General features: G+C 75.4%; 21 protein-coding genes. 12 read left to right on the forward strand and 9 right to left on the reverse strand.

Going from position 1 to position 23,845, the window contains the following annotated elements:
* Window positions 1-32: 32 nt before the first annotated feature.
* Together FZ988_RS07890 and FZ988_RS07895 are read right to left on the reverse strand one after the other, a co-directional pair.
* Window positions 33-890: an alpha/beta fold hydrolase gene (locus FZ988_RS07890; RefSeq protein ID WP_149203455.1), complete on the reverse strand. Its 858-nt coding sequence runs from the start codon at window positions 888-890 to the stop codon at window positions 33-35.
* A gap of 32 nt (window positions 891-922) precedes the next feature.
* A complete protein-coding gene (locus FZ988_RS07895) occupies window positions 923-3,526 on the reverse strand; it encodes a lysylphosphatidylglycerol synthase transmembrane domain-containing protein (RefSeq protein ID WP_149203456.1) in 2,604 nt (867 codons plus the stop codon).
* A 416-nt stretch (window positions 3,527-3,942) separates the two neighbouring features.
* Here FZ988_RS07895 and nirB point away from each other — a divergent pair, with 416 nt between their 5' ends.
* The 7 genes from nirB (at window position 3,943) to FZ988_RS07930 (ending at window position 10,651) form a co-directional block, all read left to right on the forward strand.
* Window positions 3,943-6,522, forward strand: coding sequence for a nitrite reductase large subunit NirB (gene nirB, locus FZ988_RS07900; RefSeq protein WP_281287172.1), 2,580 nt, complete (start codon window positions 3,943-3,945; stop codon window positions 6,520-6,522).
* Window positions 6,519-6,887, forward strand: a complete 369-nt coding sequence (gene nirD / locus FZ988_RS07905; RefSeq protein WP_149203458.1) for a nitrite reductase small subunit NirD — start codon at window positions 6,519-6,521, stop codon at window positions 6,885-6,887. The genes nirB and nirD overlap by 4 nt, the downstream gene beginning before the upstream one ends.
* Window positions 6,884-8,122 (forward strand): uroporphyrinogen-III C-methyltransferase, encoded by a 1,239-nt coding sequence (gene cobA, locus FZ988_RS07910; protein WP_149203459.1) that lies wholly within the window; start codon window positions 6,884-6,886, stop codon window positions 8,120-8,122. Before nirD ends, cobA begins: the two co-directional genes overlap by 4 nt.
* Window positions 8,115-9,233, forward strand: coding sequence for a uroporphyrinogen-III synthase (locus FZ988_RS07915; RefSeq protein ID WP_149203460.1), 1,119 nt, complete (start codon window positions 8,115-8,117; stop codon window positions 9,231-9,233). The genes cobA and FZ988_RS07915 overlap by 8 nt, the downstream gene beginning before the upstream one ends.
* Window positions 9,230-10,039 (forward strand): sirohydrochlorin chelatase, encoded by an 810-nt coding sequence (locus FZ988_RS07920; RefSeq protein ID WP_246169314.1) that lies wholly within the window; start codon window positions 9,230-9,232, stop codon window positions 10,037-10,039. The genes FZ988_RS07915 and FZ988_RS07920 overlap by 4 nt, the downstream gene beginning before the upstream one ends.
* 85 nt (window positions 10,040-10,124) lie before the next feature.
* On the forward strand, window positions 10,125-10,385 hold the full coding sequence (locus tag FZ988_RS07925; RefSeq protein WP_149203461.1) for a type II toxin-antitoxin system Phd/YefM family antitoxin: 261 nt from the start codon (window positions 10,125-10,127) through the stop codon (window positions 10,383-10,385).
* Window positions 10,382-10,651 (forward strand): type II toxin-antitoxin system RelE family toxin, encoded by a 270-nt coding sequence (locus FZ988_RS07930; protein ID WP_149203462.1) that lies wholly within the window; start codon window positions 10,382-10,384, stop codon window positions 10,649-10,651. The genes FZ988_RS07925 and FZ988_RS07930 overlap by 4 nt, the downstream gene beginning before the upstream one ends.
* Window positions 10,652-10,661: 10 nt before the next feature.
* Here FZ988_RS07930 and FZ988_RS19145 read toward each other — a convergent pair whose 3' ends face one another.
* Together FZ988_RS19145 and FZ988_RS07940 are read right to left on the reverse strand one after the other, a co-directional pair.
* Window positions 10,662-12,155, reverse strand: a complete 1,494-nt coding sequence (locus FZ988_RS19145) for a diguanylate cyclase domain-containing protein (protein WP_149203463.1) — start codon at window positions 12,153-12,155, stop codon at window positions 10,662-10,664.
* Window positions 12,156-12,245: 90 nt separating this feature from the next.
* Complete coding sequence (locus FZ988_RS07940) at window positions 12,246-13,034, reverse strand: CPBP family intramembrane glutamic endopeptidase (protein WP_149203464.1); 789 nt, start codon at window positions 13,032-13,034, stop codon at window positions 12,246-12,248.
* 159 nt (window positions 13,035-13,193) lie between these two features.
* On the opposite strand from FZ988_RS07940, the gene FZ988_RS07945 reads away from it, so the two are divergent.
* The 3 genes from FZ988_RS07945 (at window position 13,194) to FZ988_RS07955 (ending at window position 16,618) form a co-directional block, all read left to right on the forward strand.
* The gene (locus tag FZ988_RS07945; protein ID WP_149203465.1) at window positions 13,194-14,117 is read left to right on the forward strand and encodes an ABC transporter ATP-binding protein; all 924 of its coding nucleotides are present in this window, start codon (window positions 13,194-13,196) and stop codon (window positions 14,115-14,117) included.
* The gene (locus FZ988_RS07950; RefSeq protein ID WP_149203466.1) at window positions 14,114-14,866 is read left to right on the forward strand and encodes an ABC transporter permease; all 753 of its coding nucleotides are present in this window, start codon (window positions 14,114-14,116) and stop codon (window positions 14,864-14,866) included. The genes FZ988_RS07945 and FZ988_RS07950 overlap by 4 nt, the downstream gene beginning before the upstream one ends.
* Before the next feature lie 147 nt (window positions 14,867-15,013).
* Window positions 15,014-16,618, forward strand: a complete 1,605-nt coding sequence (locus FZ988_RS07955) for a peptide chain release factor 3 (protein WP_149203467.1) — start codon at window positions 15,014-15,016, stop codon at window positions 16,616-16,618.
* A gap of 54 nt (window positions 16,619-16,672) precedes the next feature.
* Here the strand turns inward: FZ988_RS07955 and FZ988_RS07960 are convergent, their stop codons facing one another.
* From FZ988_RS07960 to FZ988_RS07975, 4 genes are all read right to left on the reverse strand, one after another.
* Complete coding sequence (locus tag FZ988_RS07960) at window positions 16,673-19,378, reverse strand: heavy metal translocating P-type ATPase (protein WP_223145059.1); 2,706 nt, start codon at window positions 19,376-19,378, stop codon at window positions 16,673-16,675.
* A 93-nt stretch (window positions 19,379-19,471) separates the two neighbouring features.
* Complete coding sequence (locus FZ988_RS07965) at window positions 19,472-19,708, reverse strand: heavy-metal-associated domain-containing protein (protein ID WP_149203468.1); 237 nt, start codon at window positions 19,706-19,708, stop codon at window positions 19,472-19,474.
* A 93-nt stretch (window positions 19,709-19,801) separates the two neighbouring features.
* Window positions 19,802-20,083 (reverse strand): metal-sensitive transcriptional regulator, encoded by a 282-nt coding sequence (locus FZ988_RS07970; RefSeq protein ID WP_149203469.1) that lies wholly within the window; start codon window positions 20,081-20,083, stop codon window positions 19,802-19,804.
* A 118-nt stretch (window positions 20,084-20,201) separates the two neighbouring features.
* Window positions 20,202-21,104, reverse strand: coding sequence for a hypothetical protein (locus FZ988_RS07975; RefSeq protein WP_149203470.1), 903 nt, complete (start codon window positions 21,102-21,104; stop codon window positions 20,202-20,204).
* 235 nt (window positions 21,105-21,339) lie between these two features.
* Between FZ988_RS07975 and FZ988_RS07980 the strand changes: the two genes are divergently transcribed.
* Window positions 21,340-21,693, forward strand: coding sequence for a TraR/DksA family transcriptional regulator (locus FZ988_RS07980; protein ID WP_149203471.1), 354 nt, complete (start codon window positions 21,340-21,342; stop codon window positions 21,691-21,693).
* A gap of 74 nt (window positions 21,694-21,767) precedes the next feature.
* On the opposite strand, the gene FZ988_RS07985 is transcribed toward FZ988_RS07980, so the two are convergent.
* Window positions 21,768-23,078: an isocitrate lyase/PEP mutase family protein gene (locus FZ988_RS07985; protein ID WP_149203472.1), complete on the reverse strand. Its 1,311-nt coding sequence runs from the start codon at window positions 23,076-23,078 to the stop codon at window positions 21,768-21,770.
* A 64-nt stretch (window positions 23,079-23,142) separates the two neighbouring features.
* On the opposite strand from FZ988_RS07985, the gene FZ988_RS07990 reads away from it, so the two are divergent.
* A complete protein-coding gene (locus tag FZ988_RS07990; protein ID WP_246169315.1) occupies window positions 23,143-23,832 on the forward strand; it encodes an ArsR/SmtB family transcription factor in 690 nt (229 codons plus the stop codon).
* Window positions 23,833-23,845: the final 13 nt, after the last annotated feature.

Genomic DNA, 23,845 nt, shown 5'->3' on the forward strand with positions numbered 1-23,845 from the left:
TCCCGGTGGACGGGCCGACACGCGCGCCCCGGTCAGGCGGCGGGTGCCGCGGACGCCAGGAGCCAGTCCAGGGCGTCGCCGCACCGGGCCAGGACCGAGACGTGACCGTCGTGCGGCTGCCGCCAGATCTCGGCGCCCGGGACGGTGCGTGCGAGCCGCTCGCCGTGGCTCGCGGGCACCACGCGGTCCTCGCCCCCGTGCACCAGGAGCACGGGGACCGTCACGGCGGCCGGGTCGAAGCCCCACGGCGTCACGAAGGCGCAGTCGTCGTCGACCAGCCCGTCGGGCCCGGCCTGGGTCGCGCGCCCCGCGTCCTGGCCGAGCGACGACCAGTCGCCCTCGAGCGCCGCCCAGTCGGCCGCGGTGAACGACGCCGGGTCGAACTCCTCGGTCTCGGCGAACGCCGTGCGGGCGTCCCGGCCGGCGGTCGCCGATCGCAGGGCGCCGGGGTCGGCCATGCCCGCGAACCAGTCGAAGGCGCTCGTGAAGGGGGCGAGGCCGGCGAGGCTCACGGCGCCCGCGACCAGGCCGGGGCCGAGCGCGGCGCACGCCAGCGCGTGCGGCCCGCCACCCGAGGCGCCCATGGTCGCGAACCGGTCGACACCCAGGTACCGAGCGACGTGCACGACGTCGTCCGCCGCCGACGCGACGTCACGGCCCGGCCGACGGGTGGACCCGCCGTAGCCCGGCCGCGCGTAGGTCACGAGCCGGATGTCGCGGCTGCGCGCGGCGTCGAGCAGCGGGGGCAGCGGCGTGCCCGTGTGCGGTGACCCGTGGTGCCACACGACGGTGAGCCGGGCGTCGGTGCGCGGTCCCGTGTCGAAGGCGTGCAGGACCCGGCCGTCGGGCGTGGTGACGTGGTGCTCGGTGACCTGGTGCTCGGTGACCATGGCGTCACGGTAGACGCCGGGCCGGCACGTGCCTACAGCTCACCCGTGCGTTGGAGCATCCGCATCGACACCCAGCCGAAGGGCACGCGGGCCCAGAACGTGAGCGAGCGGAAGAGCACCACGACCGACGTCGCGATGCCCGCCGGCACGCCACCGGCGCCCGAGAGCCCCGCGATGAGCGCGAGCTCGACGGACCCGAGGCCGCCCGGCATGGGCACGACGGCCCCGGCCGCGTTGCCGATGAGGTAGATGATCGCGAGGTCGATGAGGGACAGCGGCCGACCGAACGCGGCGAGGCTCGCCTGGAACGCGCCGAGGTACCCGAGCGTCATGAGCAGGTTGCCGCCCGCCGCGACGGCGAACCGGCGCGGCTGGCTGAGCATCTGCACGAGGCGCGGCCACGTCTGGCGCCACAGGGGGAGCGTCTTGGAGCCGACCCACTGCCGCACGGGCGGCACGAGCATCGCGGCGCCGATGGTGATGGCGGCGATCGCGATCGCGACGAGCACCGCCGTCGACGGCATCTGCATGGGCTTGCCGCTCGCGAGCGAGAGCACGAGGAGCAGCAGGAGCGTGGTGATGAACTGCGACACCTGGACGAGGCCGACCGACGCGACGGCGAGCGTGCTGCTCACGCCGCGCCTGGTGAGCATGCGCAGGTTGAGCGCCGCGGGCCCGACGCCCGCCGGCGCGGCGAGCGCGACGAACGCCGCAGCGCACTGGACGAGCGTCGCGCGCCACAGCGGGAGCTTGACGGGTGAGAACGCCACGAGCGCGAGGGCGGACCCGAGGAACGTGACCATGCCGAGCGCGAAGGCGACGAGCGCCCACCCGAACTGCGCCTCGGAGAGGGCCGTGCGGATGTCGTCGATGTTGAGCGTCGTGAGGATCGCGACGGTCGCGCCGATGGCGAGCGCGACCGTGAGGACGGTCCGCGCACCGAAGCGCACGAGGCGCTCGGGCTCGACGTCGGCCTCGGGGAGGCGGGCGAGGAGCGCCTCACGGACCTCGGCGAGCACGCCGCTGTGCTGACGCGCCTGGTCGCGTGTGGCCCGGGGCATCGCGATGGTCTGCAGGAGCGGCCCGATGTTCGCGAGCTCGGTGTCCGAGAGCACGCGGGCCGCGGACTCGACGGCCCGCTCGGCGCCGACGTGCAGGGCGAGCACGGCGAGCAGCTGGCTGACGTCCATGCGGCGCGCGAGCTCGGAGGACGCGACGTCGCCCTGCTCCCAGCCGGTGAGCAGCGCGACCGGCCCGGTGGTGCGGGGTGCGCCGGTGGCCGCGTCGTCGGGCTGCGCCGCGTCGTCGACGTGGAGGCTGCTGTCCGTGCGGAGCGCGCCCTCGGCGGCGTCGGCGCTCGCGGTCGGCTCGAGGTCGATGAGCACGACGTCGGACGTGAGGGCGCGGTGCGCGAGGCCCGCCTGGTGGGCGATCCGCAGCTGCTCCCAGACGGCGTCGAGCACCTCGTCGGTGACCTGCTCCGCGGGGACGTCACGCAGGGGGACGGCGCCGTGGGCGTGCTGCTGGACGAGGATCATCGAGTCCTCGGCCTCGGCGAGGGCGAGGAGCCGGGGCGTGCGCACCCCGGCGGACCATGCGGCGTACGCGAGGAGCGCCGCGCGCTCGGCCGCCTGGCGCAGCGAGACGACGCCGCGCCCGTCGATCCCGCGCAGGCGCAGGGAACGCCAGAACCGGGCGAGCGTGCCGACGACCTGCCGGTCGCCGTCGAGCACGACGACGTCGAGCCGCTCGCCCTCGGTCGTGGTCATCGCGTAGACGCGGTTGTCGCCGTAGCGGGTGATCGCGACGGCGGCGAGGTCCATGGCGAGCGCCTCGTCGCCCTGGGGGTGGTCGGCGGCGACGTCGCGGACGCGGACGAGGCGTGCCGGGGCGAACCCGGTGCGGCGGATGCCGTCGACGAGCGCGGAGCCGTAGGCGCGCTCGCTCTGGACGCCGGAGACGTACCGCACGGCCTGCCCGACGAGGCGGCCGAGCAGCACGGTCATGAGGGCGCCCGGGAGGGTGATGAGGCCGGTGATGAGCGCGACGCCGAGGCCCAGCCACAGGAGGTTCCACGACCAGCCGAGCGTGCGGCGGCGGCCGCGGCTGCCGGCGACGGTGAGGAGCGCCGCGGTGCCGGTGAGCAGCGCGGGGATGGTGACGAGCGACTCGCCGCGGCTGCGGTTCCACACGGTGAACGGCAGGCGCAGCTCGGGTACCGCGAGCTCGGTGAGGAGCCAGGCGGTCAGGAGCGCGACGAGGACCGCGACGACGGCGGCCGCGGCGGCCTCGACGGCGTGCCGCATCAGGCGGCGCCAGACGAGCTCGGACAGCACGGCGACCGGGGCGATGAACGTGATGATGCCCTCGAGGACCGCGGCGGGGATGAACACGATGCGCTGGACGACGGTCTCGAAGCGCTCGACGTCCTCGGTCACGCCCGTGGTGGTCCCCTGGGCGTACACGGCGAGCGCGAGGACGGCGGCGATGCCGAGCGCGGAGAGCACGACGCCGAGGAGGTCGGCGGGGTGGTGCACGCGGACCGCGGGCGTGTCCACGATCCGCACGCCGTGCTCGGTGTGGGGGCTGCCTCGTCGGCCGAGGCCGGACAGGCCTTGGCGGGGCAGGCTGGACATGGTCGCGAGTCTAGGGCGGTGGGCCCGCCCGCCCGGGATGGTTTGTCCGCGTGTACCGGTCCGTCCGGGGGAATCCGGCCGTCGGCGTTCGTGGGCCGCGGTTCTCACACCGGCTCCCCCGCCGGTGTGCGGGAAAGGTTGCGCGCGCGTAATCACACGGCACCCGCCGTCGAAACACCGGGTTCCTAGCGTCGACCTCCACGGCCCGTCCGGGTCGCGGCGGGAGGCCAGCCATGGGTGACGACCTGATCGACGGCGTGACAGAGCCGAAACACACGGAGACCACCGGGGAAACCCGCGCTGCCTACCGTCGTGACCCCGAGGTCGATCCGGTGCCCGCTCCGGGCACCGGCGCCCTCGGCGCCCGGCAGGAGGGGGAACCGGTGACCAAGCACCTCGTGGTGGTCGGTGGCGGCATGGTCGCCCACCGGCTCGTCGAGGCGCTGCGGGACCGCGACCCCGCCGGGACCTGGCGCGTGACCGTCTACGCCGAGGAGCCCCGCGCGCCGTACGACAGGGTCGCGCTCACGAGCTACTTCTCCGGCCGCGACCCCGCCGACCTCGCGCTCGGCTCGCCCGAGCTGTGGGCCGACCCGCTCGTCGACCTGCACCGCGACACGCGCGTCACGGCCGTCGACCGGGCCGCGCGCACGGTCACGGCCCACCGCAACGACACCGGCCACGTCACGACCGACCACTACGACGCGCTCGTGCTCGCGACCGGCTCGTCGGCCGCCGTGCCACCCATCGACGGCGCCGACCTGCCCGGCGTGTTCGTGTACCGGACGGTCGACGACGTCGCGGCCCTGCGCGGCTGGGTGCAGCAGCAGGCCGAGCGGTGGGCCCGGCCCGTCCGGGGCGCCGTCGTCGGCGGCGGTCTGCTCGGCCTCGAGGCGGCCGGCGCGCTCCAGGCCCTCGGCGCCGCGAGCACCGTGATCCAGTACGGCCCGCGCCTGATGCCGCTCCAGGTCGACGAGGGCGGCGGCGAGGCGCTGCGCCGGCTCATCAACGCCAAGGGTGTCGCCGTCCGGCTCAACACGTCGACGACCCGCATCCGCCCCGGCCGCGACGGGAACGCCCGGCGCATGGACTTCGCGGACGGCGGACGGCTCGACGTCGACGTCGTGGTCCTCGCGACCGGCGTGCGGCCCCGCGACGAGCTCGCCCGCGCCGCGGACCTGCCCGTCGGCGAGCGCGGCGGCGTCGTCGTCGACGAGGCGTGCCGCACCGCCGACCCGCACGTGTGGGCCGTCGGCGAGGTGGCGTGCATCGACGGCGCCTGCATCGGGCTCGTCGCACCCGGGTACGCGATGGCCGAGGTCGTCGTCGACCGGCTGCTCGGCGGCGCCGCCGTGTTCCCGGGCGCCGACACGGCGACCAAGCTCAAGCTCTCCGGGGTCGACGTCGCGAGCTTCGGCGACGCGTTCGCGCACACCCCGGGCGCGCTCGAGCTCGTGCACGCCGACCCCGTCGCCGGCCTCTACACCAAGCTCGTGCTGTCCGACGACGCCGCGACCCTCCTCGGCGGCGTCCTCGTCGGCGACGCGTCCGCGTACGCGTCGCTGCGGCCCATGCTCGGCCGACGGCTCGAGGGCGACCCCGGCGCCTACCTTCTGCCCGAGGGCGCGGGCGCCGTCGGACGACCCCAGACCACGCTGCCCGACGACGCCGCGGTCTGCTCGTGCAACAACGTCACCGCGGGCACGGTCCGCGCCGCCGTGACCGAGCACGGCTGCACCGACCTCGCCGGGGTCAAGGCGTGCACGCGTGCGGGGACGAGCTGCGGCTCCTGCCTGCCGCTCGTGAAGAAGCTCATGACGACCGAGCTCGAGCGTGCGGGCGTCACCGTGAGCACCGCCCTGTGCGAGCACGTCGAGCTGTCCCGCGCGCAGCTCTTCGACGCCGTGCGCGTCACGGGGCTGCGCACGTTCAGCGAGATCCTCGCCAAGCACGGCCGGCCCGGCCTCGACCCCGCGGCGCGCGGCTGCGACATCTGCAAGCCCGTCGTCGCCTCGATCCTCGGGTCCCTCGGCGTCGGGCACGTCCTGGACGGCGAGACCGCGACGCTTCAGGACACCAACGACCACGTGATGGCGAACCTGCAGAAGGACGGCTCGTACTCCGTGGTCCCGCGCATGCCCGGCGGCGAGGTCACCCCGGAGGGGCTCATCGCGGTCGGCGAGGTCGCCCGGGACTTCGGGCTCTACACGAAGATCACCGGCGGGCAGCGCATCGACATGTTCGGCGCGCGCATCGAGCAGCTCCCGCACATCTGGCGGCGGCTCGTGGACGCCGGGTTCGAGTCCGGGCACGCGTACGGCAAGTCGCTGCGCACCGTGAAGTCGTGCGTCGGGTCCACGTGGTGCCGGTTCGGCGTCCAGGACTCCACGGCGCTCGCCGTCGAGCTCGAGCTCCGCTACCGCGGGCTTCGCGCGCCGCACAAGTTCAAGCTCGGCGTCTCTGGCTGCGCACGCGAGTGCGCGGAGGCGCGCGCCAAGGACGTCGGCATCATCGCGACCGACAAGGGGTGGAACGTCTACGTGGGCGGCAACGGCGGGTTCACGCCGCGGCACGCCCAGCTGCTCGCCGAGGACCTCGACACCGCGACCCTGATCCGGACCGTCGACCGCTTCCTCATGTACTACGTGCGCACGGCCGACCGGCTCCAGCGCACCGCGCCGTGGATCGAGGAGGTCGAGGGCGGCCTCGACGGCGTCCGCGCCGTCGTGCTCGAGGACAGCCTCGGGATCGCCGCCGACCTCGACGCCGCGATGGCCGCCCACGTCGAGGGGTACGCCGACGAGTGGGCGGCCACGCTCGCGGACCCGCACAAGCTCGCGCGGTTCGCGTCCTTCGTCAACGCGCCGACGACGCCCGACCCGTCGCTCGCGTACGTCGCCGAGCGCGGGCAGGTACGCCCCGCGACGCCGGCCGAGCGGGCCGACGCGGCCAGGCCCGTGCTCGTCGCCGGGACGACCCTGGCGGTGCGGCGATGACCGCGGCGACCTCCCGCACCTGGACGGCCGTGTGCCGGCTCGAGGACCTCGTGCCCGAGCGCGGGGCCGCAGCCCTCGTCGAGGGTGAGCAGGTCGCGCTCTTCCGGCTCCTCGACGACCGGGTCCTCGCCGTGCAGCAGCTCGACCCGTTCAGCGGCGCGTACGTCCTGGCGCGCGGCATCGTCGGGTCCCGGGGGACCGCGGCGACGGTCGCGTCGCCCATGTACAAGCAGGTGTTCGACCTCGCGACGGGCACGTGCCTCGACGCGGTCGGCCGCACGCCCGTGGACGGGCACGGCGCGGACCTGCGCACGTGGCCCGTGAGCGTCGTCGACGGCACCGTCCTCGTCGGGGGCCCGTCGTGACGACGCTCCTGGGGATCGAGCTCGACGGGCGTCGCGTCGTCGTCGCCGGCGGCGGGCCCGTCGCGGCCCGCCGGGTGCGCAGCATGCGCCTCGCGGGCGCGGACGTGCTGGTCGTGGCCCCGCAGCTGTGCGAGGAGCTCGCAGAGCTCGCCGAGGACCGGGTCATCCGCTGGCGGTGCGGCGAGGTGCGCGAGGGCGACCTCGACGGCGCGTGGCTCGTCCACACCGCGACCGGCGACCGCGCGGTGGACGCCGCCGTCGCGGCGTGGTCGCAGGAGCGGCGCACCTGGTGCGTCGCGGCGGGCGACGTCGCGACCGGCACCGCGCGCACGCCCACGACGACGCAGACGGGCGAGGTGCTCGTCGGCGTCGTGTCGACGGGTGCGGCCGACCCCGTCCGCAGCCGCACGGTCCGTGACCAGCTCGCCGAGGTGCTCCGGTCCGGGGGAGCGGACCTGCGGGCCCGGCGAGGCGGGTCCGCCTCGACACCGGCCGGACGCATGGGCCGCGTCGTCCTCGTGGGCGGCGGTCCCGGGGACGTGGACCTGCTGACCCTGCGGGGCAGGCGCGCGCTCGCGGAGGCCGACGTGGTCGTCACGGACCGCTTGGGCCCCCTCGGGGTGCTCGACGAGCTCGCCGCGGGCGTCGAGGTGGTCCACGTCGGCAAGACGCCCGGGCACCACCCGGTGCCGCAGCACGAGATCGAGCGGATCCTCGTCGAGCGGGCGCAGCGCGGGCAGGTGGTCGTGCGGCTCAAGGGCGGGGACCCGTTCGTCTTCGGCCGCGGCGGCGAAGAGGTCGTCGCGTGCCACGAGGCCGGCGTGCCCGTCGAGGTCGTGCCGGGCGTGAGCAGCGCGATGTCCGTGCCGGCGCTCGCGGGCATCCCCCTGACCCACCGCGGGATCACGACGTCGTTCCACGTGCTCTCGGGCCACGAGGGCCTGACGCCCGCGGCGCGGCAGGTGCTGCACGACGGCGCGACGCTCGTCGTCCTCATGGGCGTCTCGATGCTGCCCGCGATGGTCGCCGAGGCGCTCGCGGACGGCGTGGACCCCGCGCTCCCGGTCGCGATCGTCGAGAACGGCTCGACCCCGCGGCAGCGTGTCACCCGCGCGCCCCTGGCCGAGGTCGTCGCGCGCGCCGAGGCCGTCGGCGTGCGCGCCCCCGCCGTGATCGTGCTGGGCCGCGTGGCCGCCGAGGGGCTCCTGGACCGGGCGGCGGACCCCGATGGCTGAGCCGATCAGCCAGACGATGGCCGGGTGCGTCGTGCTCGTGACGGCCGACCGCCGCTCGGGCGAGCTGGGTGCCGCCCTCGCCCGCCGGGGCGCGACCGTCCGCCACGCGCCGGCGATGAGCATGGTGCCCCACACCGACGACGCCGCCCTCGCCCAGGGCACGCGCGAGGTCATCGCTCAGCCGCCCGACGTCGTCGTCGTCACCACCGGCATCGGGTTCCGGGGCTGGACCGAGGCGGCCGACGCCGTCGGGCTCCTCGACGCGCTGCTCGACGTGCTCGGCCGCGCCCGCATCGTCGCGCGGGGACCCAAGGCCCGCGGGGCGATCCAGGCCGCGGGCCTCCAGGCCGACTGGGTCGCGGAGTCCGAGACGTCCGCCGAGATCGCCGAGGTCCTCCTCGGCGAGGGCGTCGCGGGGATGCGCATCGCCGTGCAGCACCACGGTGCGGGCGCGGACGGGCTCGACGCCGCGTTCGCCGCCGCCGGCGCGCACGTGCAGAGCCTCGTCGTGTACCGCTGGGGCCCGCCGCCCGACCCGGCCGCGCTCGCGGCGTCGGTGCGGTCCGCGGCCGACGGGGAGGTCGACGTGGTCGTGTTCACGTCCGCACCGGGCGCCGCCGCGTGGCTCGCCGCCGCCGACGACGCGGACGTCCGCGCCCCGTTGCGCCGCCGGTTCACCGACGGCGGGCTCCTCGCCGCCGCCGTCGGGCCCGTGACGGCGAAGCCGCTCGTCGAGGCCGGGATCACGCCCCTGATCCCCGACCGCGGACGCCTCGGCTCGCTCGTCCGCGCGCTCGTCGCGCACTACGACGACCAGCGCACACGCGCGCTCGCGACCGTCGCCGGGCCGCTCCAGGTGCACCGCGGGGCCGCCGTCCTCGACGGCCGCGTGCTCGCGCTCTCCCCGACGGGCCTCGAGGTCCTGCGGCTCCTGGCCGACGCGGGCGGTGGCGTCGTCGGGCGCGGCGAGGTCCTGGCGGCGCTCCCGGGCGACTCGCGTGACCCGCACGCCGCCGAGGTCGCCGTCGCCCGCCTGCGCGAGGCGACGTCACGCGACCTCATCCGCACCGTCGTCAAGCGCGGCTACCGGCTCGAGACGGTGCCCCGGTGAGCGCGCCGCGCCCCGTGCTCGTCGGGTGCTCCCACGGCACCGCGGACCCCGCGGGACGGGCGACGATCCACGCGCTGCTCGCCGACGTCGCGCGGGCGCGGCCGGACGTCGACGTGCGCGAGGCGTTCGTCGACGTCCAGGAGCCGCGCGTCGCGACGGTCGTGGCCGACGCGCTGGGTGACCGGACCGTGGACGCGCCGTCCGTGGTCGTCGTGCCGCTCCTCCTGTCCGGCGGCTTCCACGTGCACGTCGACATCGCGCAGGCCGTCGGGGGGACCCGTGCGGTCGCGGCCGCACCCCTCGGGCCCGACCCGCGCCTCGTCGAGCTGCTCGACGCGCGGCTCGCGCAGGCCGGCGCCGTCGACGCCGACGCCGTGGTCCTCGCCGCGGCGGGCTCGAGCGACGCGCGCTCCGTGGCGCAGGTCGAGGAGGTGGTGCGCCTGCTCGCCGCGCGCAGGGACGGCCCGGTCACCGTCGGCTACGGCTCGGCCGCGCACCCCCGCGTGCCCGACGCCGTCGCCGCCGCCCGCGCGGAGGCCGCCCGGCGTGCGGCCGTCACCGGGACGCGCTGGAGCGGGCGGGTCGTGATCGCGTCCTACCTGCTCGCGCCCGGCTACTTCCACGACCGGCTCCAGGAGGCCGGAGCCGACCTCGTGACGGCGCCGCTCGGCCCGGACCCGCGGCTCGCGCGCGTGGTGCGGGCCCGCTACGACGAGGCCCTGCGCGGCCACGGCGTGCAGGGCGAGACCCCGCGTGCGCGCGTGCCGCGAGCGTCCCGCGTGCCCGCGCCGCTCGGCGGGCGGTGAGGGCTCCGGCGCGTCACGGGCGGGCAAGCAGTTGGTCGCCGCCGACCCTTGGCCATGTCGGGGACGAGGACTAGAATCCTGGTCTATGAGCCAGACCTCCCTGACGGACGCGAAGGCACACCTCTCTGCCTACGCCCAGGACGTCGTGAGCACGCACGAGCGGCTCTCCATCACGCGCAACGGACGCCGTGAGCTCGTGCTGGTCGCCGCGGACGACCTCGACGCACTCGAGGAGACGCTCGACATCCTCGCGAACCAGCACCTGATGTCGCAGATGCAGCAGGCGAAGGCGGACCTGGACGCCGGGCTGGGCGTCGAGCTCGACGCGCTGCCACCTCGCGAGTGAGCTACCGCATCCTCTGGTCGCCGACCGCCCGACGCGCCCTCGCCCAGGGTCTTCCCGAAGCTGTGGCTGCGGCCGCCTTCGAGTTCGCTCGCGGGCCGCTCGCGGCGAACCCGCACAGGGTCGGCAAGCGGCTCCGCCCACCGCTGGACGACAGGTTCTCGGCCCGGCGCGGCGAGTACCGAGTCCTGTACCTCATCGACGATGAGAGCGGGACGGTGTCGGTGCTGACGGTCGAGCACCGCCGCGACGCCTACCGGACCCACTGAAGCCGCCGCTTCAGGCTCGGCGGCGGTCGTCCTCGGGGAGCACCTCGTCCTCGCCGCGTGCGGTTCGCCGGGCGCGCTTGGTGCGGTACATCGCGGCGTCCGCCTCGGCGAACAGCGCGGCCGGGTTGTGGTGACCGTCGGTCGCGAGTGCCGCGCCGATGCTGGCCCCGACCGTGACGACGACCTCGCCCAGCTGCACGGGCCGGCTCACGGCCGCCTCGAGGCGGGCGACGATCGAGCCGACCTCCGCCTCGCCGCGCGCCTCCGTGAGGATGGCGCAGAACTCGTCGCCGCCCAGGCGAGCGAGGTGGTCGTGCGCGCGCAGGCACCCGGCGAGCCGGCGCGCGACGACCACCAGGAGGTCGTCGCCCGTCGCGTGGCCGTAGGAGTCGTTGACGGCCTTGAAGTGGTCCAGGTCGATGAACAGGACGGCGACGGCCGCACCCGGTGCGGCTTCCGGGAGGACCGCGGTCAGCCGGCGCATGAGCTCGGCGCGGTTCGGCAGGCCCGTGAGGTCGTCGTGCGCGGCGGCGTGCGCGAGCGCCTCGTGGTGCAGCAGGCGCTCGGTGACGTCGCGCTGGTCGACGACGAGGCCCTCGACGAGCGGGTCCTCGAGCAGGTTGTGGACGGTCCACTCGTACCAGCGGCGCTCGTGGCTCGCGAGGACGACGAGGACGTCGAGGCTCGTGCGGGCCTCGCGCCCCTCGGCGACGACCGTGTCGAGGCGCTCGCGGACCACCCCAACCTGCTCCGGGTCGACGAGGTCGAGCAGACGCCTCCCGAGGAGCGCCTGGGGCTGGTAGCCCATGCTGCGCTCGACGGCGGGGCTCACGTAGCTCAGAAGCCCCGCGGCGTCGCTCACCGCGAGCACGTCGGTCGAAGAGTCCATGAGCGCCCGCATGCGGGCCTCCGTGCGTGCCAGGGTCCGCTCCGAGCGTTCGCGTGCCGCGACCGAGGTGCCCACCTTGGCGATGCCCATGACTGCGAGCACGAGGATCCAGAGCGCGACGAGGTGGCTCACGACCGGGTCGACGACGGTGGGCACCCAGCCGAGGTGCACGCCCACCTGGCCGGCGACGGTGAACGCCGTCACGCACGCGGCGGCCACGCGCCACACCTGGCTGCCGGACCGCTGCACGTGCACGACCGCCACGAAGACACCGGACGCGGGGACGACCATGCTCCAGCCCGCGATCCAGCCGTAGGCGGCGAACAGGCCGAACGCGATGATCAGGCGCGGCAGGGGGCGGGTGTCGAGCCGCCCGTCGCCAAGGCGCGACTGCACGGTCTGGGAGCCGCTGAGGAAGATCAGCGGGAGGAGCGGGGCGAGCACCCACGGCGAGCCCGTGACGAGGTCGCGGTCGGCGAGCCAGCGCAGCACCGGGAAGCCGCCGACCACGCTGACCGCCGTCGCCAGGGCGACGACGGTCCGCCGCGGCACGGAGATGGTCGCGGGGTCGTCGTCGGGCGCCTGCTGCGCAGGGCGCCGGTGCCGCGTCGTCATGTGTCCTCGAGCCGGTGTACTCGTCTGGTGCTCTTCCCCTCATCATCGACCGCTCCGAGTCGATGATGAGGCGCCGGACGCGAGCAGGGCTCAGGACAGGCCGAGCGCCTCGAGCCAGCCCTCCGGCAGCGCCTGGTACCCGACGAAGGACACGACGTCGAGGGCGGTGTGCGCGACGACGAGCGGCATGACCCGCCGTCGCCGCACGTAGTAGATCGAGAACACGAGGCCCATGACGACGTTCCCGACCGCCATGCCGGGGCCCTGGTACAGGTGGTACGCACCGCGCAGCAGCGAGCTCGCCGCGACGACGGCCGGGACGGTCCAGCCGCGCTCGAGCAGGCGCTCGACGAGGTAGCCGACGGCCACGACCTCCTCGAGCAGTGCGTTCTGCAGCGCCGAGAGGACGAGCACGGGGACGGCCCACCAGTACGGGTCGAGGCCCGACGCCGAGATCTGCACGTTCAGGCCCAGCGTGCGGCCGAGCAGGTAGAAGCCGAGACCCGGGATGCCGATGACCGCGGCGAGCCCGACGCCGAGGCCCAGGTCCCGGCCGATCCGGCTGCCGTCGAGCCCGATGCGTCGCACGGCGCTGCGGCCGTGGTCCGAGAGCAGGTACAGGGCGAGCGCCACCGGGACCAGGGCGAACCCGATCCCGACGACCTGGTACGTCAGATCCAGGTAGGGGCGCTCGGACTGCGCCGGGTTGAGCGTCGCGCTCTGCTGCGCGAGCGGGACCTCGCGCGTGTACCGCTCGTACAGGCGCAGGATCGCGTAGAGCGCCGACTTGCCGAGGGACAGCCCGAGGACGATCCAGATCTCCGCGCCCAGGCGGCGACGCGACGCGGGGGTCGCAACGGCAGGGGCGTCGTCGTGCACGGGGTCAACCTACGGGACGGTGCTGTGGGCCGCGCCGGCGGGCACGCGCCGTGGCGACCGGGCCGCGAGACGTGCGGCTCAGGCACCCGTCTGCGTGGCAGGGTGTGCGACGAGCCGGCCCCACGACCAGGTGCCGCGACGCACGCCCGAGGGGAGCCCATGGACGCGACCGACCAGGCCGTCGTCGTGCAGGCGACGGGGGTGACCCGACGCTTCGGGTCGACCGTCGCGCTCGACGACGTGAGCCTCACCGTCCGGCAGGGCGAGCTCGTGGGCCTGCTCGGCCCCAACGGCGCGGGCAAGACGACGCTCCTGAGCCTCGTGACCGGGCTCCGCCGGCCCGACTCGGGCGAGGTCCGGCTGTTCGGCGGGGACCCGCGCCGGCCCGAGAACCGCGCCCAGCTCGGCACGACCCCCCAGGAGACCGGCCTCCCCGCGACGCTGACCGTCGGGGAGGTCATCGACTTCGTGGGCGGCCACTACCCGGCACCCATGACGCGGGCCGAGGTGCTCGAGCGCTTCGGCCTGACGGACCTCGCGCGGCGGCAGACCGGTGGCCTCTCGGGCGGGCAGAAGCGCCGGCTCGCGGTCGCGCTCGCGATGGTCGGGCGGCCGCGCCTCGTGCTCCTCGACGAGCCGACGACGGGCCTCGACGTCGAGGGCCGCAACGTCCTGTGGCAGGCGCTGCGCGACTACCACGCCGACGGCGCGACGGTCCTCCTGACGAGCCACTACCTCCAGGAGATCGAGGCGCTCGCGGAGCGGGTCGTGGTGATCGACCGCGGGACCGTCCTGGCGGACGACACGCTCGCGGCCGTGATCGCGCGCGTGGCGATGCGCCGCGTCACCGTGACCCTGCCGGGGGCGCAGGCCGCGAGCGTGCGGGCGCTGCCCGGCGTCGTCGGCGTCGAGCAGGCCGAGCCCGGGGCGCCGTTCCAGCTCCTCGTGGCCGACGCCGACGAGCTCGTGCGTGCCCTGGTGCGGTCCGACCTCACCTTCCACGACCTCGAGGTGCGCAGCGCCTCGCTCGAGGAGGCGTTCCTCGCCCTGACCGAACGCTCCGCGACGGAGGCGACCCGATGACCACCCTCCAGCTCGCTGTGCTGCACACCCGGTACCAGATCCTCGAGACCGTCCGGGTGCCCATCGCGGTGATCGGGAACATGATGTTCCCGGCGCTCGCGATGTTCTTCTTCGTCGTCCCGCAGCCCGAGGTCGCGGGCGACCCGACCGCCGCGACGGCCGCCGTCGGGCAGCTCGCGATGTTCGCCGTCATGTCCACGTGCATGTTCACGTTCGGCGTCGGCGCGGCCGAGGACCGTGCGCTGCCCTTTGACCCCTACGTCCGCACGCTGCCCGCCGGGCCCGCGCCGCGCATGATCGGCCGGATGCTCACGGGCGGGTTCTTCGCCCTGCTAGGGCTGATCCCGCTGCTGCTCATCGGCTGGCTCTTCACCGACGCGACAGTGACCGGCACCCAGTTCCTCGCGGCGGCCGGCGTGATCATCGCGGTCGCGCTGCCGTTCCTCGGGCTCGGCATCGGCATCGGCTACTCGATGAGCGCCAAGGCCGCGATCGCCGTCGTGCAGGTGATCCTCTTCCCCATGGCGTTCGCGGGCGGCCTGTTCATGCCGCCCGAGATCTTCCCCGGCTGGCTGGACGCGTTCTCGCAGGCCCTGCCGAGCCGCGCCGGCCGCGACCTGCTCGTGCAGGCCGTGACGGACCAGACGGCGGGCGCCTACGCCGTCCCCGTGCTGCTCGGCTGGGGCGTGCTCTTCACGGCGTTCGCGCTGTGGGCCTACCGCCGCGACGAGGGCCGCCGCTTCCGCTGAGCGTCGACCGCCGCACCGTGCCGTCTCGGTAGACTGGCCTCACCCAGGCCTCGCGCGGAGCGGCGGTGGGTCTCAACCACAAGCAGATCGGCGAGGTCGCACCATGTCCTGTCGCGCCACGTCGCAGCCCTGCGGGAGCCCGCGCCGATGAGCACCGACCCGGCCGAGCTCAGCGGGCCCACGCTCACCCCTGCCGACGGCGCACCGCGTCGCAGCATCGCGGTCATCTCGCACCCCGACGCGGGCAAGTCGACCCTCACGGAGGCGCTCGCCCTGCACGCGCGTGCCATCACGGAGGCGGGTGCCGTCCACGGCAAGGGCAACCGCGCCGGCGTCGTGTCCGACTGGCTCGAGATGGAGCAGAAGCGCGGCATCTCCATCACCTCGGCCGCGCTCCAGTTCGAGTTCGACGGCGTGGTCGTCAACCTGCTCGACACCCCGGGGCACGCCGACTTCTCGGAGGACACGTACCGCGTCCTGACGGCCGTGGACGCCGCGGTCATGCTGCTCGACGCGGCGAAGGGCCTCGAGCCGCAGACGCTCAAGCTCTTCGAGGTGTGCCGCAGGCGCGGCGTCCCCGTCATCACCTTCATCAACAAGTGGGACCGGCCGGGGCACGCGGCCCTCGAGCTCGTGGACGAGCTCGAGCAGCGCATCCACCTCCACGCGACCCCGGTGACGTGGCCCGTCGGCGAGGCCGGCGCCTTCCGCGGGCTCATCGACGCCAGGCACGACGACGTCGTGGTGTACCGCCGCGCGCCGGGCGGGGCGACGCTCGCCGAGGAGCACCGCCTCACAGCGGCCGAGGCCGCCGCGCAGCACCCCGACGAGGTGGCCGACGCCGTCGACTCGATGGCGCTCCTGGGGCGTTACGACCCGGTGACCTTCCAGGCCGGGACCACGACCCCCCTGCTGTTCGGTGCCGCGCTCACCAACATCGGCGTGCGACAGCTCCTCGAGGTCGTCACCACGATCGCACCGCCGCCGGGTGCCCGGCCCGACGTGCGCGGGGAGCTGCGGCCCGTCGACGCGCCGTTCAGCGGCGCCGTGTTCAAGATGCAGGCCGGCATGGACCCCAGGCACCGCGACCACGTCGCGTTCCTGCGCGTGAACTCCGGGGTGTTCCGCCGCGGCTCCGTCTACGTGCACGCGCAGAGCGGGCGGCCCTTCGCCACCAAGTACGCGGCGACGGTGTTCGGTCGCACGCGTGAGACCGTCGACGACGCCTTCCCGGGCGACATCGTCGGGCTCGGCAACGCCACGTCCCTGCGGGTCGGCGACACGCTCTTCGACCCGCAGGGTCCGCCCGTCGAGTTCCCCCCGCTGCCCGCGTTCGCGCCCGAGCACTTCATCGCGGCGCGGGCCGCCGACCCGGGCCGGTCGAAGCAGTTCCGCAAGGGCATCTCCCAGCTCGAGCAGGAGGGCGTGGTCCAGGTCCTCGTCTCCGAGGCGCGCGGCGACGGCCAGCCGATCCTCGCCGCGGTGGGCCCCCTCCAGTTCGAGGTCGCCTCGTTCCGCATGGAGCAGGAGTTCAACGCACCCATCCGGACGGAGTCCCTCGGCTACTCGCTCGCACGCCTCGCGAGCGACAGCGACGCCGAGCTGCTCGCCGGCGCCAGCGGGGTCGAGCTCGCCCAGCGCTCCGACGGCGTCAGGCTCGCCCTGTTCCGCGACGTGTGGCGGCTGCGCAGCCTCCAGCGGGACCGGACGGGCCTCGAGCTCGCGCCGCTGCCGGCAGACGCCACGACGTGAGACGCCGCGGGTCCCCCGGCCAGGGAGACCCGCGGCGTCCGTCGTGCGGAGCGTCTACGCGAAGCGGCGCAGCCGCAGCGAGTTCGTCACCACGAGCACCGAGCTGAACGCCATCGCGGCACCCGCGATCATCGGGTTGAGCAGCCCGAGCGCCGCGAGCGGGATGGCCGCGACGTTGTAGGCGAACGCCCAGAACAGGTTCTGCTTGATGATCCGCAGCGTCTTGCGGGAGAGCCGCACGGCCTGACCCGCGGACCGCAGGTCACCACGCACGAGCGTGAGGTCCGCCGCCTGCATCGCGACGTCCGTGCCCGTGCCCATCGCGAGCCCGAGGTCCGCCTGCGCGAGCGCGGCGGCGTCGTTGACCCCGTCGCCGACCATCGCGACCACGCGGCCCGCGGCCTGGAGCTCCTGGACTGCCGACACCTTGTCCGCGGGCAGGACCTCGGCGACGACCTCCTCGATGCCGACCTCCGCGGCGACGGCGTGCGCCGCCCCCGCGTTGTCCCCCGTGAGGAGCACGGGTCGCATGCCCAGTGCGCGCAGCTCGGCGATCGCCTCGACGGACGTCGCCTTGACCGGGTCACGCAGCACGAGGACGCCCTGCGCGACCCCGTTCCACGCGGCCATGACAGCCGTGGCGCCGTCGGCCTCGGCCGCACGGAACGGCCCGTCGAGCGCGGACGTGTCGACGTCCTGCTCGCGCAGCCAGGTCGGCCGTCCCACCAGGACGCGGCGGCCCAGGCCGACGCCGCTGTGCGCGGTCCGCACGATGCCGGTGACGCCGCGGCCGGCCTCGTTGGCGAAGTCGGTCACCTCGTCGTCGCCGATCACGACGCCGTCCGCGCCGACCTGCGGGTCGGTGGCCGTGGCGGCGTCCGTGGTCGCGGACGCGGGCTCCGGCGCGCCGCCGCTGGTCAGGGTGTCCCGCGCGGCCGACGCGATGGCGCGTGCGATCGGGTGCTCGCTGCGACCCTCGACGGCGCCGGCGAACCGCAGGACCTCCTCGGTGTGCACGCCCTCGGCGGGCAGCACGTCGACGAGGCGCATCCGGCCCTCCGTGACGGTGCCCGTCTTGTCGAGCACCACGGTGTCGACGCGGCGCGTGGACTCGAGGATCTCCGGGCCCTTGATGAGGATGCCGAGCTGCGCGCCACGACCGGTCCCGACGAGCAGGGCCGTCGGCGTCGCGAGGCCGAGCGCGCACGGGCAGGCGATGATCAGGACCGCGACGGCGGCCGTGAACGCGGCCTGCGCGCCGCCGCCGGTCAGCAGCCACACCGCGAGGGTGCCGAGGGCGAGCACGATGACGACGGGCACGAACACCGCCGAGATGCGGTCCGCGAGCCGCTGCACGGGCGCCTTGCCCGTCTGGGCCTGCGTCACGAGCCGGCCGATCTGCGCGAGCATCGTCTCCTCGCCCACGCGCGTCGCGCGCACCACGAGGTACCCGGACGTGTTGACCGTGGCGCCCGTGACCTGGGACCCGGGCTCGACGTCGACCGGCACGGGCTCGCCCGTGAGGAGCGACGTGTCGACCGCGCTCGTGCCCTCGAGGACCACGCCGTCGGTCGCGACCTTCTCGCCGGGGCGGACCGCGAACAGGTCGCCGACGTCGAGCGAGTCCACCGGGATGCGGCGTTCGGTGCGGCGCCCGTCGGGCCCCGCCTCGAGCAGTGCGACGTCGGTGGCCCCCAGGGACAGGAGCGTGCGGAGCGCGTCACCGGCGCGGCGGCGCGAGCGGTGCTCCGCGTAGCGGCCGGCGAGCAGGAAGGTCGTGACGACCGCGGCGACCTCCCAGTAGAGCTCGGGCAGCACCACCTCTGCGCCCGCCATGCCCGCCATGCCCTCGGAGCCCGCACGCGGGAAGAGCGCGGGCTCCATCCGCATGCCGATCTCACCGGCGCCGCCCAGCAGCACGGCCCACAGGGACCAGGCCGAGGCCGCGATGATGCCGAGCGAGACGAGCGTGTCCATCGTCGACGCCCCGTGGCGGGCGGCCCGCGCGGCCGCGCGGTGGAACGGCCACGCGGCCCAGGTGACGACCGGCAGGGCGAAGGCCGTGACGACCCACTGCCAGCCCGCGAACTGCAGGGGCGGGATCATCGACAGGAGCAGCACGGGCACGCTGAGCAGGGCCGCGACGACGAGCCTGCGGCGCAGGTCCGCGCCCCGGTCGACCTCGGGTGCCGAGGTGTCCTCGTCCTCGTCCATGACATGGCCCTCGGCCATGGAGTGGCCGGACAGGGCGTGCTCGACGTCGCTCATCGGGGAGCCCTGCCCGCCGTGCTCGCTCTGCTCGTCGTGCTCAGCCCGCTCCGTGTGGTGGCCGGCCGCGCGCGTCGGCCGCGGCTTCACGGCCGCGCTGTTGCGGAGCACCTTCGCGGTGTACCCGGCGGACTCGACGGCCTTGATCAGGGCCTGCGTGTCGACGTCCCCGGACAGCTCGACGCGCGCCTGCTCGGTCGCGAGGTTCACCGTCGCGGTCGCGCCCTCGACGCGGTTGATCTTCTTCTCGACGCGGGCCACGCACGAGGCGCACGTCATGCCGCCGACGGCGAGGTCGATCACCGCGACGGGGCCGGCGGTCTGGGCCAGGGGCCCGGCGTCGGCCGGGGCCGCGGCGCCAGGGGCCGCCGTGCCCTGTGCGGTGGCGGTGCCCTGTGCGGTGGCGGTGCCCTGCGCCGTGGTGGGGCCGGAGGGTGTCGGGGTGCTCGTGGGTGGCGTGGCTCCCGCGGTGGCGGGCTGGTCGTGGGTCATGCGATCACGTCCGTGGGTCGGTCGGAGCGGTGGGTCGGCGGTGTCCGCCGCGCTCGGGCGCCTCTGCGGCAGCCGGGCGGGCGGGCGTCGTCGTCAGAGGAGGGAGCGCGGCGGGGCGATGGTGTAGCCCGCCTCGGCGATCGCGTCCTGGACGGCCTCGTCGGCCAGCGGCTCGGTCGAGGTGATGGTGACCTGCGAGGTCGCTCCGGAGACGAGGTCGACGTGCACGTCGGTCACGCCCGGGAGGGCGCGCAGCTCCTCGTCGACGGAGCGGACGCAGTGCCCACACGTCATGCCCTGGACGCCGATGCTCACGGTCTGGGTGCTCATGGTCGTGCCTTCCTGTCGGGTGGTGGTCACGTGCTGGTCGTTCTGGTCGTTCGCGAACAGGTGCCGGCGGGTGAGCCGGGCGGTGCGGCCGTCTCAGCTGCGCACGAGGCGGGCGATGGCGTCGGAGGCCTCGCGGACCTTGGCCTGCCCCGCCTCGTCGGACTCACGCGCCGCGTCGACGACGCAGTGGCCGAGGTGGTCCTCGAGGAGCCCGAGGCTCACGGCCTCGAGCGCCTTCGTCACCGCGGCGACCTGCGTGAGGATGTCGATGCAGTAGGTGTCCTCGTCCACCATGCGCGCGATCCCGCGCACCTGCCCCTCCACGCGGCGCAGCCGCTTGAGGTAGTCGTCCTTGGTGCCGCTGTAGCCGGCCATCTGTCTCTCCCGTCGTCCGCGTACGTCAACACGGTACCCCGGTAGGGTATTCCGCGCCAGAGGCGGGGCCGCGCCGGCGCAATGGAGCGTGGAGCCCCGCCGGGGCCCCGTGCACGCCTCAGGCGGAGGGCTCGCCCCGGCCGTCGGGCCTCGGACGGTCGTGCGCGGCCACGTCGGCGTCGGCGGCCGGGGCGGGTGTCGTTCGCGACGGGGTGACCACCATGCGCCAGAACGCGATCGGGCTGAGCACCACCACCGCGGCGAGGCCGCCGAGCATCATCGCGACCGTGACGCGCAGCGCCCACAGCCACGCCACCGCTGCCGTGTCGACCGTCGCGGTGTACGCGGCCAGGGCGAAGATCCCGGCGACGCCGCGCGGCAGGTCTATGTCCATGCCGAAGCTGATGACCGCGTACGGGATGCCGAAGGTCGCCATCCCGAGGAGGCACACCCCGACGGCGACCATGAGCGCGCGGAACGACAGCGGCACCGCCTCGCCCTCGCCGAGCGGGCCGCGGGGCAGGAACGGGTGCGACCGGCCCGCGCGCACGGCGAACCGCAGCGCCGCGACACCGAGCGCGGCGAGGGTGCCGAGGATGATCAGGCAGCCGACGGCCAGTGCCACGAGCATCGGGAACGCGGCCAGGGTCGCCCAGTCGTCGTCCGCCGGGGTGGCCATGAGGAGCGCCAAGAGCGCGACGTCGCACGCCGCGACCGCGAGGAACCACCGGACGAGCCGTGCGGCGACGTCGGCGGGGACCGACGGCTTGAGCAGCGGGGACGAGCTGGGCCGTGTCCACTCGAGCAGGCGCTGGTGCTCGGACATCTCCCCGGGGGGCAGACGCCGGGACCGCCGCGCGGCGTCCACCGCGTGCGCGACCATCCCCGGCAGCGTCACCACGCCGAGCGAGACGAGCAGCGCCGTCTCCTCCGGCTCGCCGGCCGGGTAGCGTGCCCCGGCAGCCATCCCGCCGCCGAGGATCACCACGAGCACGGCGAGCGGCTGGAGCCACGTGAGCACCCAGGCGACGGGCGAGCTGCGCGGTCCGCGGGGGGCCGACGTCGGGCGACCGTCGTCGGCCCTGAGGTCTTGGTTCGGCGAGGCGCCCTGCGCCGACCACGCCCGACCCCGGTCCCGACGTCGCGTGTCACCGCGCCGGCGACGGATCCCTGCTCTGCCCACGGTCGCGAACGCTATCGCGCACGGGCGCCCCGGCGTGGCCCGTCGTGTGCGTACGGTGGCCTGGGAGGCGACGATGCCGCAGTGGTCGCAGGACGACGCACGACGCACGCTCGACGCGCGGCGTGAGGAGGCGGTGCGCCGCGTCGCGGCCCTGACCGGAAGGTTCGAGGAGGTCGTCGACGCCTCCGCGGGCTCCAACGCGGACGACGAGCACGACCCGGAGGGCGCGACGATCGCCTTCGAGCGCTCGCAGCTCGACGCGCTCGTGCGGCAGGCGCAGTCCGAGGTCGAGGAGGTGGACGCGGCGCTCGCGCGCGTCGACGCCGGCGTCTACGGCGTGTGCGAGCGGTGCGGCCGGCAGATCCCCGTCGAGCGACTGGAGGCGCGCCCCGTCGCCCGCACGTGCGTGAGCTGCGCGGGCCGCTGACCGGACCTGGTCGTGCCCTCGCCGCGGGCGGGCCGACCGGTCGCGCACCGCCGGACCGCCGCACCGCTGCACGGTCACCCCTCGGTCCCGGACCAGCGGTCCAGGAGCCCGCTGAGCGCGTCGTACGGCATCGCGGCCGGGAGGTCCTGCCCATCGCGGTAGGCGGTGGCCGCGCGTACGCCCTGGGTGAGTGCGGTCCGTACGAGCGCCGAGCCCGTGCTGACGCGCCGCACCCCCAGGTCGCGCAGGCGTGCGAGGGGGAGCTGGCTGAGCAGGTTGAGGGGGACGTCACCCAGGGCCTCGACCTGCGCGGCGATCTCGCGCTCGTCCCTCAGGCCCGGGACGAACACGCCGTCGGCGCCCGCCTCGACGTAGGCCGCGGCCCGTCGCGCGGTGTCGTGCCTGTCGACGCCGAGCCAGTGGGTGTCGATGCGTGCGTTGACGAAGAGCTCGGGTGCCACCCGCTTCACGGCCTCGACGAGCGCGGCCTGGGTGCCGACGTCGGCCAGCCCGCCGTCCCGGCCGTCCTCGAGGTTGATCCCGGCGACGCCCATGGTGGTCAGCTCGGCAGCGAGCTCGGCGACGTCACCGCCGAACCCCGCCTCGACGTCCACGCTGACCGGGACCGGGAGGCGTGCGAGGCGCCGCGCGAGCGCGAGTGTCTCGGCGCGGGTCGCCCCGGCACCGTCCGGCAGGCCGTGGGCTGCGGCGACCCCGAGGCTCGTCGTCCCGATCGCGGCGAACCCTGCCTCGACGAGGACGAGCGCGGACCCGACGTCCCACGCGTTGGGCAGCAGGAGGGGCTCGGGGCCGGCGTGGAGTCGTGCGAAGGTGCGTGCCCCGTCGACGAGGGCGTGCGCGTGCTCGACGCCCGGGCAGGCGTGACGGCCGGACCCGAACGGGAGGCCCGTCAGGTCGACGAGCACCTCGTCGCCGCCGGGCGTCACCCGCCGGGTCGTCGGCACCGCCGGGTCGTCGCCCCGGACGGCCGCGCGGGTCGCTGCGCAGGCCTGCACGAGAAGGCCGATCCGCGCGGCGGTGACCTCGTCCCACCTTCCGCCCGCCGCGGCGACGAGTCGGCCGACGGCCTCGTCCGACCCGGGGGTGACCGGGGTGTGCGGGTGGTAGCACGCAGCCACCGTCTCGACGTCGCGGGTCACGTCCCGGGGCAGCCCGAGCGCCTCGGCGAGCGTGGCCACCGGGTGGCCCGGCCGGCGCAGCACCTCGGGCGGCACGGCGGCGAGGAGCTGGGTGGTCAGCGCCCGCCGTCGTCGTCGTTCCTCGCCCTCGCTGAAGCGCACCACGTGCGAGCGGAGCCAGGCGACCCCCGTGGCGCCGTGGGGCGCGGCCGGGACCGGGTACCGCTCGTCGTCGAGGATGTCCATGCGCCCACCCTGGGGCACGGACGGTTCGGTGGTCGCCGAACCGTTGCGGGCGCAGACTGGGCGGGTGTCCGCCGAAGCTCTCGCCGCCGTCGCCGGCGCCCTGGCCGACCCGACCCGTGCCCGCATGCTCACGGCGCTCATGGACGGGCGGGCCTGGACGGCCACGGAGCTGAGCCGGGCGGGCGGGGTCGCGGCGTCGACGGCCAGCGAGCACCTGACCAGGCTGGTCGGCGCCGGGCTCCTCGTCGAGCACCGCCAGGGGCGGCACCGGTACCTGCGGCTGGCGGACGAGCGCGTCGCGGAGATGCTCGAGTCCGTCGCGTCCCTGGGCGGTGCCGTGGCCGGACCCCCGGTCCGCAGCCTCCGGGCGTCGTCCACCGCGCACGCGCTGGCCCGCGGCCGCACCTGCTACGACCACCTGGCCGGCCGGCTCGGCGTGGCCGTCACCGAGGCGCTCGTCGCGCGGGGCCTGCTCGAGGAGACGATGGCGCTCACGGCCGCGGGCCGCGCGTGGCTCGACGAGGCCCTGGGCGCACCGTTCACCCCCGGCCGGCGTCCGCTGACCAGGTCGTGCCTGGACTGGACCGAGCGCCGGCCGCACCTCGCGGGTGCAGCGGGCGCCCACGTGTGCGCGGCCTTCCTCGCGAACGGGTGGGTCCGCAGGGTGGGGACCGGCCGGGCCCTGCTCGTGACGCCGGACGGCGCGGCCGCGATGGGCCGGTTGCTCGGCGTCGCGCCCGAGGCGGTGACCTGAGCGGGCCGACCGG

Origin of the sequence: Actinotalea subterranea (assembly GCF_008364845.1) — a bacterium.
Lineage (GTDB): Bacteria > Actinomycetota > Actinomycetes > Actinomycetales > Cellulomonadaceae > Actinotalea > Actinotalea subterranea.

Excerpts from the sequence above, each read along its gene's own strand:
- FZ988_RS07890 (WP_149203455.1), bottom strand. The coding sequence starts at position 890 with ATGGTCACCGAGCACCAGGTCACCGAGCACCACGTCACCACGCCCGAC.
- FZ988_RS19145 (WP_149203463.1), bottom strand. The coding sequence starts at position 12,155 with ATGACGACGCGGCACCGGCGCCCTGCGCAGCAGGCGCCCGACGACGAC.
- FZ988_RS07950 (WP_149203466.1), top strand. The coding sequence starts at position 14,114 with ATGACCACCCTCCAGCTCGCTGTGCTGCACACCCGGTACCAGATCCTC.
- FZ988_RS07945 (WP_149203465.1), top strand. The coding sequence starts at position 13,194 with ATGGACGCGACCGACCAGGCCGTCGTCGTGCAGGCGACGGGGGTGACC.
- nirB (WP_281287172.1), top strand. The coding sequence starts at position 3,943 with ATGGTCGCCCACCGGCTCGTCGAGGCGCTGCGGGACCGCGACCCCGCC.
- FZ988_RS07915 (WP_149203460.1), top strand. The coding sequence starts at position 8,115 with ATGGCTGAGCCGATCAGCCAGACGATGGCCGGGTGCGTCGTGCTCGTG.
- FZ988_RS07955 (WP_149203467.1), top strand. The coding sequence starts at position 15,014 with ATGAGCACCGACCCGGCCGAGCTCAGCGGGCCCACGCTCACCCCTGCC.
- FZ988_RS07970 (WP_149203469.1), bottom strand. The coding sequence starts at position 20,083 with ATGGCCGGCTACAGCGGCACCAAGGACGACTACCTCAAGCGGCTGCGC.
- FZ988_RS07965 (WP_149203468.1), bottom strand. The coding sequence starts at position 19,708 with ATGAGCACCCAGACCGTGAGCATCGGCGTCCAGGGCATGACGTGTGGG.
- nirD (WP_149203458.1), top strand. The coding sequence starts at position 6,519 with ATGACCGCGGCGACCTCCCGCACCTGGACGGCCGTGTGCCGGCTCGAG.
- FZ988_RS07895 (WP_149203456.1), bottom strand. The coding sequence starts at position 3,526 with ATGTCCAGCCTGCCCCGCCAAGGCCTGTCCGGCCTCGGCCGACGAGGC.
- FZ988_RS07960 (WP_223145059.1), bottom strand. The coding sequence starts at position 19,378 with ATGACCCACGACCAGCCCGCCACCGCGGGAGCCACGCCACCCACGAGC.
- FZ988_RS07925 (WP_149203461.1), top strand. The coding sequence starts at position 10,125 with ATGAGCCAGACCTCCCTGACGGACGCGAAGGCACACCTCTCTGCCTAC.
- FZ988_RS07980 (WP_149203471.1), top strand. The coding sequence starts at position 21,340 with ATGCCGCAGTGGTCGCAGGACGACGCACGACGCACGCTCGACGCGCGG.
- FZ988_RS07985 (WP_149203472.1), bottom strand. The coding sequence starts at position 23,078 with ATGGACATCCTCGACGACGAGCGGTACCCGGTCCCGGCCGCGCCCCAC.